16 protein-coding genes, 2 tRNA genes, 1 other RNA gene and 1 riboswitch are annotated in these 19,976 nt (G+C 28.5%); of the genes, 13 read left to right on the forward strand and 6 right to left on the reverse strand.

Annotated features, from left to right (window positions below):
• Positions 1 to 676: 676 nt before the first annotated feature.
• Entirely contained in the window at positions 677 to 1,117 is a 441-nt protein-coding gene (locus ABIN17_06220; protein ID MEO0284648.1) for a DUF5618 family protein, read from the reverse strand.
• 619 nt (positions 1,118 to 1,736) lie between these two features.
• A riboswitch (cobalamin riboswitch) is annotated at positions 1,737 to 1,957 on the forward strand.
• Positions 1,958 to 2,017: 60 nt separating this feature from the next.
• Between ABIN17_06220 and ABIN17_06225 the strand changes: the two genes are divergently transcribed.
• From ABIN17_06225 to ABIN17_06235, 3 genes are read left to right on the forward strand one after another with little or no spacing between them, the layout of a single operon-like run.
• A complete protein-coding gene (locus tag ABIN17_06225; GenBank protein MEO0284649.1) occupies positions 2,018 to 3,763 on the forward strand; it encodes a TonB-dependent receptor in 1,746 nt (581 codons plus the stop codon).
• A complete protein-coding gene (locus ABIN17_06230) occupies positions 3,738 to 4,508 on the forward strand; it encodes an ABC transporter substrate-binding protein (protein ID MEO0284650.1) in 771 nt (256 codons plus the stop codon). The genes ABIN17_06225 and ABIN17_06230 overlap by 26 nt, the downstream gene beginning before the upstream one ends.
• Entirely contained in the window at positions 4,501 to 5,430 is a 930-nt protein-coding gene (locus tag ABIN17_06235; GenBank protein ID MEO0284651.1) for an iron ABC transporter permease, read from the forward strand. The genes ABIN17_06230 and ABIN17_06235 overlap by 8 nt, the downstream gene beginning before the upstream one ends.
• Here ABIN17_06235 and ABIN17_06240 read toward each other — a convergent pair.
• Positions 5,424 to 6,422: a hypothetical protein gene (locus ABIN17_06240; protein ID MEO0284652.1), complete on the reverse strand. Its 999-nt coding sequence runs from the start codon at positions 6,420 to 6,422 to the stop codon at positions 5,424 to 5,426. The genes ABIN17_06235 and ABIN17_06240 overlap by 7 nt on opposite strands.
• 63 nt (positions 6,423 to 6,485) lie before the next feature.
• Here ABIN17_06240 and ABIN17_06245 point away from each other — a divergent pair, with 63 nt between their 5' ends.
• On the forward strand, positions 6,486 to 7,061 hold the full coding sequence (locus ABIN17_06245) for a class I SAM-dependent methyltransferase (protein ID MEO0284653.1): 576 nt from the start codon (positions 6,486 to 6,488) through the stop codon (positions 7,059 to 7,061).
• Positions 7,062 to 7,127: 66 nt separating this feature from the next.
• Positions 7,128 to 8,189, forward strand: a complete 1,062-nt coding sequence (locus tag ABIN17_06250) for a glycosyltransferase family 9 protein (protein ID MEO0284654.1) — start codon at positions 7,128 to 7,130, stop codon at positions 8,187 to 8,189.
• Positions 8,190 to 8,191: 2 nt separating this feature from the next.
• On the opposite strand, the gene ABIN17_06255 is transcribed toward ABIN17_06250, so the two are convergent.
• Positions 8,192 to 8,686, reverse strand: a complete 495-nt coding sequence (locus tag ABIN17_06255) for a hypothetical protein (protein MEO0284655.1) — start codon at positions 8,684 to 8,686, stop codon at positions 8,192 to 8,194.
• 100 nt (positions 8,687 to 8,786) lie between these two features.
• Between ABIN17_06255 and ssrA the strand changes: the two genes are divergently transcribed.
• The 8 genes from ssrA (at position 8,787) to rfbC (ending at position 15,227) form a co-directional block, all read left to right on the forward strand.
• Positions 8,787 to 9,132, forward strand: a transfer-messenger RNA (tmRNA) gene (ssrA, locus tag ABIN17_06260).
• A gap of 3 nt (positions 9,133 to 9,135) precedes the next feature.
• Positions 9,136 to 9,220 (forward strand) — tRNA-Leu (locus tag ABIN17_06265).
• Positions 9,221 to 9,232: 12 nt separating this feature from the next.
• The gene (locus tag ABIN17_06270; protein ID MEO0284656.1) at positions 9,233 to 10,093 is read left to right on the forward strand and encodes a transglutaminase-like domain-containing protein; all 861 of its coding nucleotides are present in this window, start codon (positions 9,233 to 9,235) and stop codon (positions 10,091 to 10,093) included.
• A complete protein-coding gene (locus ABIN17_06275; protein MEO0284657.1) occupies positions 10,090 to 11,433 on the forward strand; it encodes an HD domain-containing phosphohydrolase in 1,344 nt (447 codons plus the stop codon). The genes ABIN17_06270 and ABIN17_06275 overlap by 4 nt, the downstream gene beginning before the upstream one ends.
• A 1-nt stretch (position 11,434) precedes the next feature.
• Positions 11,435 to 11,516: transfer RNA gene (locus tag ABIN17_06280), tRNA-Leu, on the forward strand.
• A gap of 27 nt (positions 11,517 to 11,543) precedes the next feature.
• The gene (locus tag ABIN17_06285; protein MEO0284658.1) at positions 11,544 to 13,067 is read left to right on the forward strand and encodes a glycosyltransferase family 39 protein; all 1,524 of its coding nucleotides are present in this window, start codon (positions 11,544 to 11,546) and stop codon (positions 13,065 to 13,067) included.
• Positions 13,068 to 13,085: 18 nt separating this feature from the next.
• Positions 13,086 to 14,669, forward strand: a complete 1,584-nt coding sequence (locus ABIN17_06290) for a hypothetical protein (GenBank protein MEO0284659.1) — start codon at positions 13,086 to 13,088, stop codon at positions 14,667 to 14,669.
• A gap of 9 nt (positions 14,670 to 14,678) precedes the next feature.
• Positions 14,679 to 15,227, forward strand: coding sequence for a dTDP-4-dehydrorhamnose 3,5-epimerase (gene rfbC / locus ABIN17_06295; protein ID MEO0284660.1), 549 nt, complete (start codon positions 14,679 to 14,681; stop codon positions 15,225 to 15,227).
• Here the strand turns inward: rfbC and ABIN17_06300 are convergent.
• Genes ABIN17_06300 through ABIN17_06310 form a run of 3 tightly spaced genes read right to left on the reverse strand, consistent with a single transcriptional unit; the run spans position 15,217 to position 19,975 of the window.
• Positions 15,217 to 17,826, reverse strand: coding sequence for a DEAD/DEAH box helicase (locus ABIN17_06300; GenBank protein MEO0284661.1), 2,610 nt, complete (start codon positions 17,824 to 17,826; stop codon positions 15,217 to 15,219). The two genes, rfbC and ABIN17_06300, sit on opposite strands and share 11 nt — an antisense overlap.
• Positions 17,826 to 18,911, reverse strand: a complete 1,086-nt coding sequence (locus ABIN17_06305) for an ABC transporter permease (protein ID MEO0284662.1) — start codon at positions 18,909 to 18,911, stop codon at positions 17,826 to 17,828. Before ABIN17_06305 ends, ABIN17_06300 begins: the two co-directional genes overlap by 1 nt.
• Positions 18,908 to 19,975: an ABC transporter permease gene (locus tag ABIN17_06310; protein MEO0284663.1), complete on the reverse strand. Its 1,068-nt coding sequence runs from the start codon at positions 19,973 to 19,975 to the stop codon at positions 18,908 to 18,910. Before ABIN17_06310 ends, ABIN17_06305 begins: the two co-directional genes overlap by 4 nt.
• Between the last annotated feature and the right edge of the window lies 1 nt (position 19,976).

Genomic DNA, 19,976 nt, shown 5'->3' on the forward strand with positions numbered 1-19,976 from the left:
CCTATAAGGAGAAGGCAAAGACTTTTTATCCTGAAGTTATTGAATATATAAAGAAAAGGAGATGGGAAATTCCGCGACTTGGACAAATTCCTTTGAAAAAAGAATTAGATGAATTTTGCAAAAATAATAAGATATCTTAAAGATAGAAATGAAATTATAAATCCAAAAGTCAAAATTTCTTTTTATTCAAAAACTGGTAAAGTGGTGATAAGGGAAAAGAGGAAAAAGAAAAAATTGAGAAGAGGTAATTTCACGCCAAATTCTCATTAACAAGCAGAAATGCAAGAGATTTTCTGGAAAAGCTAAAATTATCCTAAAGATCCTCAGAGTAATGTTTTTGTAGAAAGATTTAATAGACTTTTCTACGAACATTTAATTGAGTGGAATTTAAAGGAGATTATTCAGCCTGATAAATTCAACTACTATTTGATGAATTACCTTCTATGGTATAATCCACAAAAACCACATTAAGCCCTTAACACTTTTTCACCCCTTGAATACTTTTTGAAAAATTATATAAGGAACAATTATTATTCTAATATGTATGTAAATCGTACACTCAATAATTCTATTATCTTTTTAAAATTTTTCAGAAAGATAAAACACTTTAAAATTATTTAATAAAACTTTATAAACCTCGTTTAAATAAAATGTTTTTTTCTTGGTTTGAATGTCTTTAATCTTCAACTTCTATCCCTAATTTTTGAAGAAATTCTTTTGCATCTTCAAAATCTATTTCTACTCCTTTTTTTGTGTCTCTCAATCCTCTGTAATAACCTGCAATATGAATTTCATTATATAAACTTTCAAATCTTCTTTTTAACTTCCCATCTTTATGTAATAAATATTTATTTATACAATCTCTGTATCCATCAACACTTTGAGGAAGTTTTTCTTTGTCTATTTTCCCTGTCTTTAATAATACATAATCAAGAGCCTTTAAAATAGAAAGCCATAAAGCTCCATAAGCCTCCTGAACATATTTTATTTCTTCATAATATTCTCCCTCATCATCCAAAGGAGATTTATTTAATGTTTCTTTTGCATTTTTATACAACTTTATTGCCTCTTCTTTTATTTTCTCTATTTCTTCTGGATTTATTTTTAAATTTTCCATACTTATATTATAATTCTTTTCAACATTTTTTGCAGATTTTCTTCAAATCCTATAATTGCTTTTATCCCTTTCCCAAAATCTTTTATTCTGAATATTTCAAAATTTTCTACCGGAACTATTAAAATCTATGATAATTTGAAAAAATTGAGATAAAATGGTGCTTACATGGTAATCACATTTTTGAGGTTTTTTTATCTAATTTACAGTTGATTAGTATATAAGTGATAAAGGGAACATAAAAAAGTTGAAATTTAAAAACTTTATGTTAATAAGTGTTGTTATTAAAGGATTGGTTATATAAGTATTTTAGGTTTAGAGGTATCGTTATGTTTGGGCTTTTGGTAAGTTTGTATCTGGTTTATTTCCTCGTCAGTGTGATTTAGTTGTTATTAATAATGTTTCATTTAGGTTGGAATTATTATTCTGGTATGGTGGCCTATGGGTTATAAAAGATTATTATGAAGTTTTACGATTCCTCTTGATAGGTTATATGATTTATTGAATAATGGCAGTGATTTAGTTTGGGAGAATGAAAGTAAGTTTTATTTATTCTGGCGTGATTTACTTTTTCTATCTGATTTATTTGTATTTGTTGAAAATTAAACTCATATAAAATTATAATAAAAAATAAAGGCTGGGTGCCGGGAAGTGGGTGAAAATCCCACACTGCCCCCGCAACCGTGAGGGACCGGAAAAGAGGTGTTTTCGGGGCTTTTGCCCGCCACTGGGAAATAAGGGTCTTTGCCTATCTTTTAGGCGAAGGCTTTTTTCCTGGGAAGGTGGAAAGCTCCTCTATGAAGGTCCCAAGTCGGGAGACCGACCCAGCTTTCAATTGCCCCGGGGTGGTGGGCTTTAAAGGGTAATATTCCCGACCGGGGAATATTTAAAAGGAGGTTTTTTGTGTTTAAAATTTTAATTCTTTTCCTTTTAAAACAATATCAAATATTTCCTTCTAAAGAAAAAACTTACACTGTGCCACCTATAGAAGTTTCTGCCAAATATCCTGAAAGTTTTCTAATAAGTAAAGGAACATCTTACCTTGTTGATTCCTCACTAATTGAAACTTTTAAATTTGACCCATCTCTCCTTAATCTTTCATTTTCTCCTTCTTTAATATTAAACAGTTACGGTTACCCCGGCTACCTTCAAACAGGTTTTATAAGAGGATTTTCCTCAACAAGAACAGGTATCTATCTTGAAGGATTTAAATTAAATTCAAGAACCTCCGGGTCTTTTAACCTTTCTCATTTATCAGGTTTTTCAGTATCTGGTATTGAAGTTCTTTCTTCTTCAGGTTCTTCTATATACGGTGAAAATGCTTTAAGCGGTGCACTTAATTTTAAACTTTTAAGAAAATCAGGATTTAATTTTAAAGGAGGAGCAGGGAATTTAAATACAACTCTTTTTTCAGGCTCTGCTGGATTGCCCTATACCAATTTTTACTTTGCTGACTATACCTCCATACCACCAGAGAAAAACAGGGATTCCCACTTTTCAAGATTCTTAAATATTTTTGAAAATGAAAATGTAAAATCCCTCTTTTTATATTCAAGAAACAGTATTGGAAACTTTTTTTCTGAAACAGGAAGAGAGAATGATGAATTTATCCTGACAGGTTTTAAATACCTATCAAGATATTTTGATTTTGGATATCAGTTTAAAAAGGATGGTGTGGAAATAAAGGATATCTTTTATAGTTCAAAGGATTACAGCATCTCTAATAGAATTTTCGGAGATTTATTTTTAAATACAGAATATTTGAAATTTAGAACAGGCTTTGAGTATGAAAAAGAATATTTAAAGGGAACTACTTTTGAAAATACGAGTCCAAAAGATGAAAGACTCTATCCTTATCTTACTTTGGATCTTATAATTCAGGGACTTATCCCTTATTTTGAATGTGGAAAAGAACTTAAAGGTTCTTTTAATACAGAAAGTCCCTTTGTTTATAGAGGGGGAATTATATTATTTAAAGAGTTAGGCTCAATTTACTTTAACTACTCAAAGGGCTTCAGGGCTCCTACCCTTTTAGATTTATATTGGCCATATGATGGATTTTCAAAAGGAAATCCTGATTTAAAACCTGAAACTTCAAAGGAAATTGAAGGTGGAATAAAAGTAATTGAAGATAAATCCCTTCTTTTAATTTCCTATTTTAAAAGAGAACTTGAAAATGGAATTACATGGAGCCTTGATGAGAATTTTGTTTATACCCCTCAAAACATTGAAAAAATAAAACTTCAGGGTTTTGAAGGTCTTATTAAAATTGAAAAAGTTCCCTTTATTTTTAGCCTGAATTTTATATTCTACAAAGAAAGAAAAAATATAGAAAATGACTCAGAAAAAACACTATTACTTATTCCCACTTACAATTCAGGTTTTCTTATTGGTTATAAAGAGAGGAATTTTTCTTTATCTTACAGATTGAGATTAATAGGACCTCATTATTCTATAGATCTATCTGATTATCAGGTTAAAAATGTGCAACATGCAATCTTTCAGGATTTATCCTTCACTTTAAAATTGAGTAAATTTATTAATATGTCTCTTGTATCAACGAATATAGATAATAAACCTTTTGAATTTCAAATTGGCTTTCCTCTTGAAAGAAGGAGAATTTATGTTTTTGCTGAATCAAATTTTTAGTTTAATTTTATTATTCGGGTTCGAGCCCCGAATCATTTCCCTTGCTCCAAGTATTACTGATTTTCTTATTAAATTGAATCTTGAAAATTTAATTGTTGGAAAAACATATCTTGACCCTGATTTTATAAAGGCTGAAGTTGTTTTACCCTCTTCAATGAAAATTTCAAAGGAAAAAATTTTGAGTTTAAAACCAACTCATATTATCTCTGCAGGTTTAATTCCAGAAGAGGAGTTATATTACTTTAAAAAAAACGGTATAAAAGTTTTAGATTTTAAATATGAAAGTATTTTTAGTCTTATTGAAACCTACATAGTTCTTGGCAAAGAATTTGAAATAGAAAAAAAAGCCTTAAATGAATTAAAAAGTTTTCTTGATACCTTATTTTTATTTAAAAATATAAAGAATAATAAAAAAGTTTTATTCATTCTTGATTTAACAAACGGAGTATGGTGTCCTGGGGAAAAAACCTTTATAGATGACTTAATTGAATGGACAGGATTTGATAATATATCTGATTTTTTTGAAGGTTATAAAATTGTATCAATTGAAAAAATTTTAAAAGAAGAACCTGATATTGTGATATTTAATTTTAAAAAGGGATATGAGGCTTTAAAAAATACACCTTTTAGAAATTTAAAATCAATAAGAGAAAAAAAATTTTATGAAGTTCCTGACCCAAATTATTTTTCAAGACCTTCTCCGCTTCTAATAAGAGCTCTAAAATTTCTTTCTAAAATTGAATAAAAAAAATTTAGTTCTATTTTTTGTTTTATTTTTAATTTTTATTATATCAATATTAATAGGTCCTGTTTTTTCTTTAGAAAAACAAATAATTTTTAATATAAGACTTCCGAGAATTCTTTCAGTCATTCTTTCAGGTGCGATGCTTTCAGTATCAGGTCTTTTAACACAAACACTGTTTAGAAATTCAATTGCAGAGCCCTATTTGCTTGGAATTTCAGCAGGTGCAGCTCTTGGAAGTTTTATTGGTAAAAATTTCATTCCCTATTTTCCTTATAATACTCAGATTTTTGCCTTTTTATTTTCCCAGATAATTGTTTTTTTGGTAATTTTAATATCTTTTAGAAACGGTTTTTTACCGAGGGAAACCCTTTTACTTTCAGGTATTGCACTTTCCTTGCTCTGTTCCAGTATTCTTTCCTTTTTAATATTTATTTCACCTTCAGAAAGGATAAAGATATTCTTCTTTTTTTTTGGTTCCTTTTCTCTTATTGAATGGGAAGAATTTTTTATTATTTTTATAGTTTTTGTGATTTCTATTTTTCCAATAATCTTAAATTTAAATAAATTTGACCTTTTTCTTTTATCAGATGAAGAAGTTTTATCCCTTGGTATAAATTTAAAAAGGGAAAGAGTTTTTTTATCTTTACTTATATCCTTTATGACTGGTGTTATAACATCGGTTTCAGGAATTATTGGTTTTATAGGTTTAATTGTTCCTCATATTGGTAGAATGATATCGGGTTCAGGAAAGCATAAAAATGTTATTTTAAATGTTATTATAACAGGCTCAATTCTCCTTTTAATATGTGATGATTTGTCAAGGATTCTTTTTAAGGGAGCGGAAATTCCCGTAGGTGTATTTACATCCCTTTTAGGTGTTCCCTTTTTCCTTTATCTTTTAATTAAAAGGAAAAATTATTGAATTTTTTTAAAAAAGGATAAAAAGTAAAGTTTATTGAGGGTTATAAGACCTTTTGGCAAATTATCAATTTTATTTATCCAGTTTGTAACTATTGAAGAAGTTGCCTCATCACCTGGAATTCCTCCTTTAATTTTCATTTCAAGAGTGGGTTTACCTTCTATAAGTATTCTATCTCTTGGATTTTTTGCATCAAGACTCATTTCAAGTAAAAGTTCTATATTTATTTTTTCTTCTGTTTCTATTTTTACCTTGTGAATAATACCGCAAACTTTTCCCTTTTTGACTTCAAAATATTTGGTTTTTATCAATTTTTTTGCAATTTTGGGCTCACATGTTTCCTCTAAATTTTTAATCTTTAATCCCAGAATTTTTGAAACTATTGAAGCTGATTCTAAAAGTCCTACATGTCCTATTTCCCTTTTTTCCCATTTTTCTTTGAATTCCTCTTTTGAAAGTCCTGAACCGATTTTTTTCTGGAGTGGATACCTTCTTTTACTTGCATTATTAATTCTTTCCACATGTATTGAGTAAATTTCTTCAAAAATCCCTGAAAAAATCGCAGGGAGAAAATCCATAGCAAATCCTGGATTTATACCTGTAGGAAGAACAGTCACCCCTTTTTCCTTAGCTTTTTTGTCAATTTTTTCTGCAAGTTCCGAATTTTTAAGATAAGGATCTGTCATTTCCTCTGTTGTTGTAATAATGTTATGTCCCTTATCAATAATTAACATGTACTGGTTAAAAACATCCTTAACAAAAGATCCTGTTAAATGTAAAACTATTCCTTTTTCTCTTTCAAGAACTTTTTCAGCATCTTCTTCCACATATATATTAGAAAATTTTTCTATTCCTGTAATTTCATAGAGAGATTTACCTACTTTTTTAGGATCAATATCAATCACCCCTTTGATTTCAATCCCCTCCTTTAGGTAAAGGTTTTTAACAACACCTTTCCCAATTTCTCCTATTCCAAAAATGTATATCGGTTTCATAGGTTAAAATTTTAAAAAAAATCTTTTTTATTTTTCAAAACTTCTTTCTTATAATAAAAAGTTATGTCTGAGAAAATAACAAAAAAACTTAATCTGGGTTGTGGTAATTTCAAAAAAGAAGGGTATATAAACCTTGATTACAATAAAGATGTAGAACCTGATGTAATACACGATTTAAATGTTTTTCCTTATCCCTTTGAGGATAATGAATTTGATTTAATTGAAGCTTCCCATGTTCTTGAACATTTAGATGATCCCTTTAAAGTTATGAGAGAATTACACAGGATAACAAAAAATAATGGTCTTATTATAATAAGAGTTCCACATTTTTCAAGAGGATTTACCCATCCGGAACATAAAAGGGGTTTTGATGTTACCTTTCCTTTTTATTTTAATCCTTCCTTTTTAGGAGGGTATCAGGGAATTGAACTAAAACTTGAAAAAATGAGACTTCACTGGTTTGGTCAGCCCTATCTTAAAAAAACTGTGCTCCCAAAGTCTTTATTTTTAATTGCAAAATTTATAGGGAAAATAATTGATTTTTTTGCCAATCTTTCTCCTTTTCTTTGTTCAAGATTCTGGTGTTTTTTAGTGGGTGGCTTTGATGAAATAGAATTTCATTTCATAGTAAGAAAATAGTTTTTCTTTGAATTTCATTTAATTTCTTTCTTATGGTATAAAATTAAAAATGGTGGAATTTTTACCTTGAAAATTCTGATAACTCCTCTTTTCGGTATAGGTGATACGCTTATGATGACCCCTGCTTTAAAAATTTTAAAAGAAAATTTAAAAAATTCTGAACTTTTTGTCTTTACAATGTTTGAATCTACAAGGGATGTACTCCTTTATAATCCTTATATTGATCATCTTATTTACTATCCACTTTTAGAAAATAAAATTAAAAGTTTCTTTTATCTTTTAAAAAAAATAAGAATAAAAAAATTTGATTGTGTTATTAATTTTTACCCCACAAATAGAAAAGAATATAACCTTTTTTCTTTTTTAACAGGTTCAAAAATAAGGATAGGGCACTCTTATAGTGTTATGGATTTTGTTGAACTTAATTTTTTAAAAAATAGAAAAATCAAAGAAGATAAAAAACTTCACAATGTTTTAGAAAATGTGAGACTATTGAAAGAATTTTTTAAAATTGATGTTAAAGATATTCCACCACTTCAAATTTATTTGAAAAAAGAGGAAATAGAAAAGGAAAGAGAATTTTTAAAGGAAAAAGGATTGAAGAATAAATTTTTGATAGGAATTCATGCTGGTTCAAGCGTTTTTAAAGGTCACAGGGGAAAAAGATGGCCTTCTCAAAATTTTCTTGATTTGTTAAAGAGAATTAAAGAAAAAATTAAAGATAGTTATTTTTTATTTTTCGGTTCAAAAGATGATGAAGATGTAAATAAATTTCTTGAAAAAAATTTAAAGGATGGAATTTTGATAGGTAACAAAAAAATAAGGGAAGTTGCTTCTTTAATTAAAAATTGTAAAATTTTTATATCCAATGATTCAGGACTTATGCATCTTGCAGCAGCTTGCCGTGTCCCTGTTCTTGCTCTTTTCGGTCCTACTTCTCCCTATAAACTTTATCCCTTTGGTGTAAAACACCGTGTTTGCTTTTTAAATCTTGACTGCTCACCTTGTTTTGTATACTCACCCAAACCTTTAAAATGTGTTAAAAATATTGATTTTAAATGCATGAAAGATATGCAAGTGGATTATGTTTATGAAAAATTTAAAGAACTCCTTGAGGAAGTTTATTGATTTTAAAGTTTTTGAATTAAAAATTTTTCCTTAAAATTTTCTGGTTCAAGTATATTCTGGGAGGGTAATATCTTAAAAATTTCACTGATAAAATATATTAAAATTAAGGTTTTTTCCTTTATAGTGTTTGCTTTAAAAAAATAAATTTCATTATTTTTTCCACTTTTTTTGTATTCCTCTTTGATTTTATCAAGAATATCCTTTTTTGTAGTATCTATTAAAATTAATCCTTCATTAATATCACTAAATAGTATTCTAAAATCTTCCAGATTATCACACTCAAGGCATATTTTAACTTTTATATTTATAGGCTTTAATTTTATCCTTAATTTTTGATCTTGATAAAATATTCTTATAAAATGGGAAAATATTTTTGGATTAGAAAAATCAGGATATGTAAGGTTAATCACGCAAAGTGTATTTAAAAATTCTGTTGTCTTTTTTAAAAATTCTTCTCCTTGCTTTCTATTTCGTGAGATTATATGAATATCTAACATATCAAATTATATACTATAACTTTTAATTTTAAGTGTGATATAAATCACTTTTTATTTTTATTGAAAATTTAAGATTTTTAATATAATATATTTAATAAAAGGGGGTGAAAACTGGGTTTGACGGAAGGAATTGCGGGTGACCGGGGCATGCCAGGGTGCGGGAACCCTGTAAAAACCCGCAAGAAAAAACTGCCAACGCATACGCACTTGCTGCCTAATTAAGGTAGCAGGGTTTACCCGGGTTAGCTCCTTTCCCGGGTAAAACCTTCAGAGATAAGGAGCTTGCCCGGTGAGGTTACCCTTTTTCCTTACCGGGGACAATAAAAAGGGAAACCCTTTTCTCCTGTGCCTGTCCAGGAGGAAGGGTAAATAAAAGACAGGATAAGCATGTAGTCCCGGTATCCAAATCCTTCCGGACGGGGGTTCAACTCCCCCCACCTCCATTATTTGCCGGGGTGGCGGAATTTGGAAGACGCGCCGCCTTCAGGAGGCGGTAGGCTCAAGCCTGTGCGGGTTCAAGTCCCGCCTCCGGCACAAATATTTTGATTGATAAATTTTTTAATTTTTCTTTTAATAAAAAGAAAGATTATTTTTTTTCTTAATATTCAAAACCAGTTTCTAAAAACAGAGGATATAAAAATCTATATAGCAATACCTGAAAATGTTTATTATCAAAAAATTCTTGATATAAAATTTAACCCTCAACCTGATTCAATTTTAAAAGAAGAGTGGGGTCAAAATCTTGCCCTTTTTAAAATTAAAAATATGGAACCCTATGAAGAAAAATCCTTTAAAATGGAAATTAATGCTATTTTTGATTTTAAAAATAAAATAAATTTTTATAACAAAAATATGGAAAATAATTTAGAAATATATCTCAGAGATGACCCTTATCTATGTATGAACTCTGACATTTTAAAAAAAATAGCCTTTAATATAAAGAAAAGAACGAAGGATGATTTAGATTATATAAAAGGGGTTCTTGACACAATTTCAAAATCCCTTTTTTATAGTGTTGATAGATCCTGGCAAAATGCTGAAAAAACTTTCCTTCAGGGACATGGTTCCTGTTCTGAGTACTCCTTTTTATTTTCTTCCTTAATGAGACTTGGTGGTTTTCCAACAAGATTTGTCGGTGGAACTATGGAAAGAACGGGGGGAATAGATTTAACCTTTCACAGATGGGTTGAAGTTTTTTTAAAAGATAAAGGATGGATACCTGTTGATGCTCAATATTATGATTCCCCAGAAAGTAATGGTAAATTTTTCCCGGATGATGAGAGGTTATTTCTTGTAACAACAGTAACTCCTTCTACAAGTTCTTTGCTTGATGAATGGTATAATTTTAATGTAAAAGTAAAAAAAGGTATAATAAAAGTTGATGCTTTTTTTAAATGGGAAAAATGAAAAAAATAAAAAGAATTTTTGTTTCTAAAAATGGAAATATAATAAGTGATTTTGATGAGGCTCAAAATATTTTGACTGAAATAAGAGAAGGTAAAAATTTTTTAGTTATAGATAATGTTAGATATTTTGTTAGAAAGTATGATATTAGAGAAACTCAAGGTCATTTATACCTTTTAAAGACTGATAATAAAAGTATTAAAGATAAAGATATATACTATCATTTAACTGATCTTTTAATAAGTAAATATTTTGATGATATAGAGTTTTTAAAAAATAAAATAGAACTTTTAAGCAAAACCGGAGAATTCTTTGCAGAAATTATTAATATAGAAGAAATAATAAAGAGGATCATAAGAGAAATAAAAAGGGTTTTAAAAGTTGAAATAGTTTCAATTTTTAAAGTAGACGAAAAAGATAAAAAAATTTCCTTTTATGAATTCACAAAGGGAAAAAAAGAGCTGAAATCAATAGAAATTGAATGGGGTAAAGGTATTGTGGGTTATGTAGCTATACATAAAACTCCTTTGATTGTAAATGATGTATCAAAAGATAAAAGATTTTATCCTGAAGTGGATAGGAAAACAGGTTTTAAGACAAAAAATTTAATTGCTTATCCTTTAATAGTTCAAAAGAAGATAATAGGTGTAATTGAAGTAATAAACAAAAGAAATGGATTATTTACAAATAGAGACCTTGAGATTATTTCCCTGATTTCTTCTTCAGCATCCGTTGCATTACAGAATGCTTTTTTATACAGGGAACTTGATGAATTATTTAAAGGAACAATAACATCCCTTGCAAATTCTGTTGAAGCAAAGGATCCATATACCTCAGGTCATGTTAATAGAGTTACAGAACTTTCTGTTGAGATTGGTAAAAGGATAGGTTTAAAGGGAGAAGATTTGAGGACTTGTGAACTCGCAGCAATTTTACATGATATTGGTAAAATAGCTATCCCTGATAGTATATTAAAAAAACCAGATAAACTAACAGAAGAGGAATTTGAGATAATGAAAACACATGTTTATCACGGCGCAAGGATTTTAAATCCTATTCCTGGTATGAAAAATGTAATTCCTGCTGTTTTGCATCATCATGAAAGATGGGATGGAAAAGGTTATCCCATGGGTTTAAAAGGGAAGGAAATTCCTTTAATAGCAAGAATAATAACAATTACAGATTCCTTTGATGCAATGAATTCTGATAGACCTTACAGAAAAAGGCTTGCCCCAGAGGTTATAGAGAAAGAGTTGAGAGAAAAATCGGGTTTTCAATTTGACCCTGAGTTAGTTGATGTTTTTCTTGAAATTGAAGAGGTAAAAGAGTTATTAAATAAATGATGCGAGGGTGGCGGAACTGGCAGACGCGTCAGATTTAGGATCTGATGGGGAGACCCGTGCGGGTTCGAGTCCCGCCCCTCGCACTCTTTTTTATAAATTTACATAAAATAGTGGATCAAAATAATAAAAAACTATTATTTTTAATATTTTTCTTTTATCTTTTAATTTTTCTTTTTACTGCTGAAGGACATGTTGAATCGATTGATGCACAACTAAGATTTGAAATGACTAAAAGTATGGTGGATAAAAGAAGTTTAGAAGTTGACTATTTTCTTGCGAGAAAAGGAAAAGACGGAAGGTATTATAATACATATGGTCCAATTACTTCTTTACTTGCTGTACCTTTCTATCTAATTGCAAAAGCAGTTTACAATTTAACCAATTTAGAAAAAAAGGGGGTTGAAGAGTTTATGTTTTCTATGATGACCCCTATTTTAGGAGCAATTACTGTTTTAATATTCTTTTTATTTTGTTTAAAAGTGATGAGGTTTAACTATAAAAAATCCTTTATAGCATCTATTTTATTTTCTTTTTTTACCCCCTTTTGGTTTTATACAAAGTATTCTGCCAATGAAGTTCCCTGTGCTCTTTTTTCACTTATTGGCTTTTATTTTTTATTAAAAACTGAAAAAAATTCAAAAGATTTATTTTTATCAGGTTTAGGTTTTGGTCTTGCATACCTTACAAGATGGGAGTTTGCTATTTTATTTCCTCCTATATTTATATGGGTTATTTACAGATACTTTCCCCAAGTTAAACCGATCCTTTTATTCTCTTCTGGAATTTTTCCAATTTTTTTATTAGGAATCTTTTATAGTTATACGATTTTTGGAAGTCCTTTTTTTTCTTATGGAGAACCTAAGGGTTTTGAGGAATATATTCCGCGTTCCTTAAATTTATCATGGTTTTTTTCTTATTTTTTCTCTTTTCCCCCCTTAAAAGGTTTTTATAGAAGATTATTTAGTTTTGAGCAGGGGATATTTACTTATTCTCCCTTTATATTTTTTTTTATTAATGGATTTTATCAACTCTTAAAAAAAGAGCGCTCTATTTTCTTTTTATTTCTTTTTGTTATTTTTGTTTGGGTTATTTTTTATACTTTTATTGGTCCAAAAGGTGTAGAAATGGGACCAAGATATCATATACCTATTCTTTTTATTTTTGTATCCTGTTCTCTTTATCCATTAAAGAATTACTTTTTAAAACTATTCTTTTATTTTTTTGTTTTTATTTCATTTATTATAAATTTTTTAGGAATCAATGTTTCATCTCATCGAACTCATCTTAAACTGGAACTAATTTATAGAAAGAATCCTCCATCAGGTTGGGTTATTCAGGAAGAAAGACTTTTTAATATGATATCAGGATGCTTTGAAGTTTGGAGAAATTATATAAAAAAATCTTCAAAGGACTATTTTTTCAGCAGGGAAGATGCCAGTGTAGAAGAGAGACTTGAAAAACAAGCAACGATTGCTCTTCCAAATTTCTGGTGGATTTTCCTTCCTTTTTTCGGTGTCCCTAAATTCATAATTTTATTAAGCATCTCAATTTTCTTAATTCTTATTTTTTATTCTGGCTTAAAAATCAGAAGTTTTTTATTTTATCTTGACAAATTTTATAATATGAAGATATAATATAAAGAGGAGGTAACTATGATAGAATTAATAATTTTAACTCAAGTATTGAGAAGCACATCAATTTTAGAATTACCTACGGCAAATCTTCCAAGGGATCAAATTTTCTGGCAAATAGGTACATCTACTTCTTTTTCTCTTGCATCAAAATATGACCTCCATCCCACTGATTTTGATTTAAATGGTTTTGTTTCCTTTAATGGGAAATGGTTTTTAGGACTGAATATATTTACCTTAAATGAAATTTCCTTTGACCTTGGTTCAATTTTAATTTCTGAGGGAGAAAAATCTCCTTTGGGTCTTTCCTTTGGCTTAAGGAATATATCATGGAAAAAGTATATTTCTTCTGTTGGTGGAGAGCCTGAAAAGGGAGGTGGATTTACTGACGATAATTCCTATATTTTGAGAAGTCCCGAATTATTATCCTTTTACGGTGTTTTATCAAAACATATAAATCCGTCCCTTCTCCTTCACCTTGGATTTGGTAGAGGTGAATTTATAGGTTACGGTCCGAGAAGCAAATTTTTGAATACTGATTTTTTCTTAAAAACTCCCCATGAATATTTTACCTTTGGTCTCTTTGGAACCCTTGAATTTCACCTTACCCCCTCTTTATACTTAGCTCTTGAAGCTGATGGAAGGGATATCAATCTTGGTTTTTTAATTGATGTTGAAAAATTTAAATTTGTTATTGAAGGTCAAAAAATAGAACACTTTATGTTTAGTGGTTACCCAAAATTTCAACCAAGATTTAATGCAGGATTGGCTATTACAAGCAGGGTTATTATTCCTGAAGTTCGTCCGGTCCTTGTAAAATTTGAAATAGTAAATAAGGAAACAAAAAATCTTGTTAAAGGTGCTGTTATAAAATTTTTACAGACAGAAATCCCCAGTCTCATAACTGATGAGAAAGGATTTGCTTATTTAAATATTCTTCCTGGGACTTATATTATATCTATAACTCATCCTGAATTTAAAGTTCTGAAAGCTAAATTAAATATAAGAAAGGATAAGCCTATCTTTGCTAAAATTGCTCTTGAACCAAAAGTAAGTAAAAAAGACATAGCTGCTCAGAAGATTAAGGAAGGTGATGCTCTCTTAAAAGAAGAGAAATTACTTGAAGCAATGAATGCTTATAAAGAGGCACTTAATATCTATCCAGAAAGCAAAACAGCTCAGGAAAGACTTTTGAATGTTGAAAGAGCAATAAAGAATAAAATACTCGAACTTAAATCAAAGGCTAAATACTTTGAAGGAAAAGGAGACTATAAAAGTGCTTTAAGTTATTATAATGATGTTTTAAAAATTTCACCTGAGGATATAGAGGCAAAAGATAAGATTACAGAGCTTGAAAAGAAAATTAAAGAGACAGTACCACCATTATCAGAGAAAAAAGTTGAAACTAAAAAGGAGGAACCCAAAAGACCCTCAAAAGCACAGATTGAAAACACATTAAATAAGGCCATCCAAGAATTTGGGAAAGGTAATTACAAAGAAGCAAAGAAATTATTACAGGAAGTTCTTAAATGGGAGCCCGGTAATCAAAAAGCTCAGGAATATTTAAAGAAAACTGAAGCAAGACTTAAGGCTTTAGGAGAGTAAAATTTCAAAATGCCCTTTGATTTTGAAGAACTTGAAATAGATGGTCTTGTTCTTATAAAAACAAAAAGTTTTCCTGATATAAGAGGATACTTTTTTGAAAGTTATAAGGAGTCAGAATTTAAAAATTGGGGTATTAAAGAAAAATTTAAGCAGGATAACATTTCCTATTCAGTAAAAAACACTTTACGGGGACTTCATTTTCAAAGAAAACCCAAGGAACAAGCAAAACTTGTAAGATGTATAAAGGGAGAAATCTTTGATGTTGCCTGTGATTTAAGAAAAGATTCTAAAACCTTCGGCAAATGGGCATCTGTTATTCTTTCAGAAGAAAACAAGAATATGCTTTATATACCGAAAGGATTTGCACATGGTTTCTGTGTTTTAAGTGATTATGCAATTTTACTTTATAAGGTATCTGAAGAATATTATAAAGAACTTGATGCGGGGATTAGATGGGATGACCCTGACTTAGATATTACCTGGCCCATAAAAAATCCCATACTTTCAGAAAAGGACAAAAACCTTCCCTTTTTAAAAGATATAAAATCTATTCTATAAATATCAGATTCTCAAAAACTTTAACCTTACTTTTACCCTTAATTTTTGCTTCTAAAAATTTTTTAGCAAGTAAAAAGATTTTTTCCATATTTTTATCAGGTTTCCCAAATCTATCTTTGTATTCTTCTATTATTAAATTTATTTCTTCTTCTGATTCAGCAGTAAATAGACTTCTTGAAATATGAAGTTTATCCTCATCTTCCATATTTGAAGGAAAACATAAGGAAGTATAAGAAATTATCTTTGGAATTATTTTTATAACTTTCTCTCCCTTTAATTTCTTTATCTCTTCTTCAAGTAGTTTTATATAAAAATTTATACCCAATTTTTTTATAAATCCCTTTTGCTTTTTTCCAAAAAATTCACCAGGTCCTCTCATTTCAAGGTCTTTTAAAGCCACCTTTTCTCCAGAGCCAGGATAATTGTATCTCTTTAATATTTTTATTCTCTCTCTTGCTCTTTCACTTAATTTATGTGGTAATAAAAGATAAACATAGGATTTCCTATCCCTCCTTCCAACTCTTCCTTTTAAAGCATAAAGTTCTGAGAGTCCGAATAAATCAGGTCTTTCAATTATTAAGGTATTGACATTTTCAAAATCCATTCCTGTTTCAAGAATACTTGTTGTTATTAAAATTTTTATTTCCCCCAAGATAAAAGAAATTAAAGTATTTTCTATTTCCTCTTTATCCATTTTACCGTGCAATATTTCACATCTTACATCTGGAAAAAGTGATTTAATTTTCTCTTTTATTTCCTTTAAAGGTAAAATTCTATTTCTTACATAAATAATTTGTCCGTTCCTTTCAAGCTCTCTTTCAATAGCTTCTCTTACTTTATCGATTGAGTAATTTGTTATTATTATTTCTGTTTCCTTTCTTCCTTTTGGTGGTGTTCTTATTCTTGAAATTTCAAGGATGTTGTAAATTGATAAAGCAAGAGTTCTGGGAATTGGAGTTGCAGAAATAATTAAAGTATCAAGTTCCTCCCTTAAAAGTCTTAATTTTTCCTTATGTTCTACTCCAAATCTCTGTTCTTCATCTATGACAAGAAGGCCGAGTTTTTTAAATTTTACATCTTCAGAAAGTGCCCTGTGAGTGCTAATTAAAATATCAATTTTACCTTCTCTTAAATCTTCAAGAATTTCTCTTTCTTCATTTTTTGTAACAAGTCTTGATAACATTCTAACATTTATTGGAAAATCTTTTAATCTTTCAGAAAAATTCCTGTAATGCTGTAAAACAAGAGGCGTTGTTGGTGCTAATAAAAGTCCCTGGTATCCCTTTAAAGCACACATTGCAAGAGCCCTTAAAGCAATTTCAGTTTTACCAAAACCTGAATCTCCTATTATTAATCTATCCATCCTTTTATCTGATTCTAAATCCCTTTTCGTTTCTTCCCATGCTCTTTTCTGGTCTTCTGTTTCTATATAAGGAAAACTTAATATAATCTCATTTAAAATTTTTTCTTCCTCCTCATTTAGTTTAAATGAAATTCCCTTTAATACTTTTCTTCTTGCTGTTAGGGTTAAAATTTTTTTTGCAAATTCATGGATTTCAATTTTTGTTTTTAAAAAATTTTTTGCCCATAAATTTTTTGAATAATCTGTAAATTTACTTTTTCCAAAATACCTTTCTATTTTATAAATTTCCCAGAAAGGAACAAAAAGTTTTTGATTATCTTTAAAAATGAGTTCTATATTTTCTATTTCCTTTTCTTCACTTTTAATTCTTTTAAATCCTTTAATTGAACATATACCTTCTTCTTCATAAATAACAGTATCACCAGGATTTATTTCAAAAAATTCCTCTTCTCTGAAGGGGAGCGGAAATTTTTGAGAAGTTTTTATAGAAGGATAAAGTTCCCTTTCAGATATTATTATTTTTCCTTCATCGAGAATTTCAAAACTTTCTGAAATGTTCCCCTTTAAAAACTCAATATTATTTATTAATTTTTTTAAATAGGAGTATCTGATTGTATTGTCTGCGACATATATTATTTTTTTGTTTTTATTTTTTATAAACTCAATAAAATCACTAAATTTTTTAAATTTCGGCAATTGGCTTATTTTTTTATCTAAAAAATCCCTTTCACTTATATAATAAAAATCTAATGGTCTTAAAAGATTTGAAAAGAAATTTTGAAATTTTTCTGGAATATAAATATAAAGCACCTCCTTTTTTTCAACACTCTTCTGAGTTACTGGGTCAAAAAATCTTAAATCTTCGATAAAATCACCGAATAATTCTATTCTTAAAGGGAGTTCTGATTCTTCAAAAAAAACATCAATAATATAACCCCTTCTTGCAAATTCCCTTTCTGAATAAACTTTATCATATTCTTTATAACCTGCATTAATAAGTAAATTTATGAATTGGAAAGTTTTTAACTCTATTCCTTTTTTAATTTCAAGGATTAAATTTTTTTCTTTTTTTTCTTCGCTAATTACAATTGGTTCATTAAATATGTCAAAGAGAAGAATCTTGTTTTTAACTTTTTTAAAATATTTATATTCCTCTTCAAAGTTTGATAAAATAAATGGGTATTTATTTTCCTTTAAATTTGTTAATGAGAAAAATTCCACATAGAGAGATATCATTATTTTCCCAAAAGTAAACTTTTTGATTTAATAAAAGCATAAGTAAATATTAAAATGGAAAGTGTCCCCATAACTAAAAAGTTAATTTTTAATTCAAAAAAACCTGAACCCTTTAAAAATATACTCCTTAATATTATCAAAAAATGTGTCAGAGGATTTAAATAGGCAATTATTCTGAAAATTAAAGACATTGATTCTATTGGATAAAAAAATCCTGAAAGCACAAGCATGGGTAAAACAAAAAAAACTGCTTGCATCATTGCCTGTGCCTGAGTTTCAGAAATTATTGAAGATAAAAGTCCTATTCCAAGGATAAGTAATAGGAAAAGAAAGGTTCCTGAATATAAAAGAATTAAATTTCCACGAAAAGGTAACTTAAAAATTATAAGGGAGAAAATAAAAACAATAGTTACATTAATTAAGCCTAAAAATGTATAAGGTAAAATTTTACCGAGAACAAATTCAATATGAGAAATAGGGCTTATAGATAAAAGTTCAATTGTTTCCATTTCCTTTTCCCTTGCAACAGAAATACTAGTTAAAATCATTGAAGTTATAAGAAGCACCATTGCTATTACTGCCTCAACCATATAGTTACTTGACTTGCCTTCAGGATTATAAAGAATAATAATTTTGGGTTCCACTTCATTTTTCCTTAATTTTTGATAAAGAAAATTTGTAAAATAACCCAGAATAATCTGAGTACTCCATGCTCTTGAACCATCAAAAAGAGCAAAAACTTCAAAATTTCTCTCTTTTCTTATTTCTTTATTAAAATTCTCTTTTATTATGATACCAAAATCAATTCTGCCATTTTTAAAATCCTTTTCCATATCATAAGGATCCTTATAAATTTTTACAATTTTAAAAAAAGAAGAAGATGTTAGGGAATATATGAAATCTCTTGATATACTTTTGTTACAGTAATCCAGTACTCCTGTTTTTACATTCCTTACATCAGTGGATATTACATAACCAAAAACTATAAGCTGTATTATCGGTGCCGCAAATACAATAAACCTTGTTCTTTTATCTCTCATAACCTGGACAAATTCCTTTTCAATAAAAAATAAAAGTCTTTTCATGTTAATATTTCTTTTTTTATAGATTTTAAAGCTATAAAAATTAAGATAAAAGATAAAAAAATAAGAAAGAAAAGCTCATCAAGCATATAAAAGATTTCACTATTTCTTAAAAGATTAGCTCTTAAAAGCTCAAGAAAATATCTTGCAGGAACAAAATATGTCAGAATTCTTAATAAAGATGGAATATTTTCAATTGGGAAAATAAATCCAGATAATAAAAAGGAAGGTAATATTGTTGTTAACCATGTTACTTGTAGCGCAGTCTGTGTTTTTTTAAATTTAGTTGAAACTATTATTCCTATACTAAGACCTGAAAGAATATAAATTATAGTGGATAAATAAAGAAATAAAAAATTACCTCTTAAGGGGATGTTAAATAGTATTTTACCAAAAATAAGAACAAGGGTAAATTGAGCAAGACCTATTAAAATATAGGGAATAACTTTACCAATTATTATTTCATAGGGTTTTAATGGTAAGGTGAAAAGTGTATAAAAACTTCCGGTTTCGTATTCTTTACTTATACTTATTGCTACAAGAACAGCTGAGATAACAACAAGAATAATTGCTATAATTCCAGGGACAATAAAAATTTCACTTTTTAATTCAGGATTGAAGAGAATTTTATATCTCAAATCAAAAATATTTTCTTTTTCTAAAAGCATTCTTATCATATAACCTGAAAGGGTTGAAAATAATGTTGGATCAGAACCATCTATAATGATGACAATTTCTTTTAAATTGCGGGGTATAAAAAGTTTTCCTTTTATTTCATTTTTCAAAAATTTATCTTCTTTAAAATCATATTCATTAAATATTCTTGAAAATACATTAGAATTTTTTAAGGTTTCCTTTAACTCCCTTGTAAAATAATCCTTTTTAAAATCAAGGAAGCTCAAACTTACATTTTGAATATCAAGTCTGATTGCATAGCCAAAAATTATAAGTAAAAAAACAGGAATTATTATAGAAAGGGTTAAAGTTCTTATATCTCTTATAATATGCAGGATTTCCTTATATGCAATTGATTTAATTTTTCTTAAAGAATTTTTTATATTTTTCATT

This window comes from candidate division WOR-3 bacterium, from assembly GCA_039803925.1.
Classification (GTDB): Bacteria; Hydrothermota; Hydrothermia; order Hydrothermales; family JAJRUZ01; genus JBCNVI01.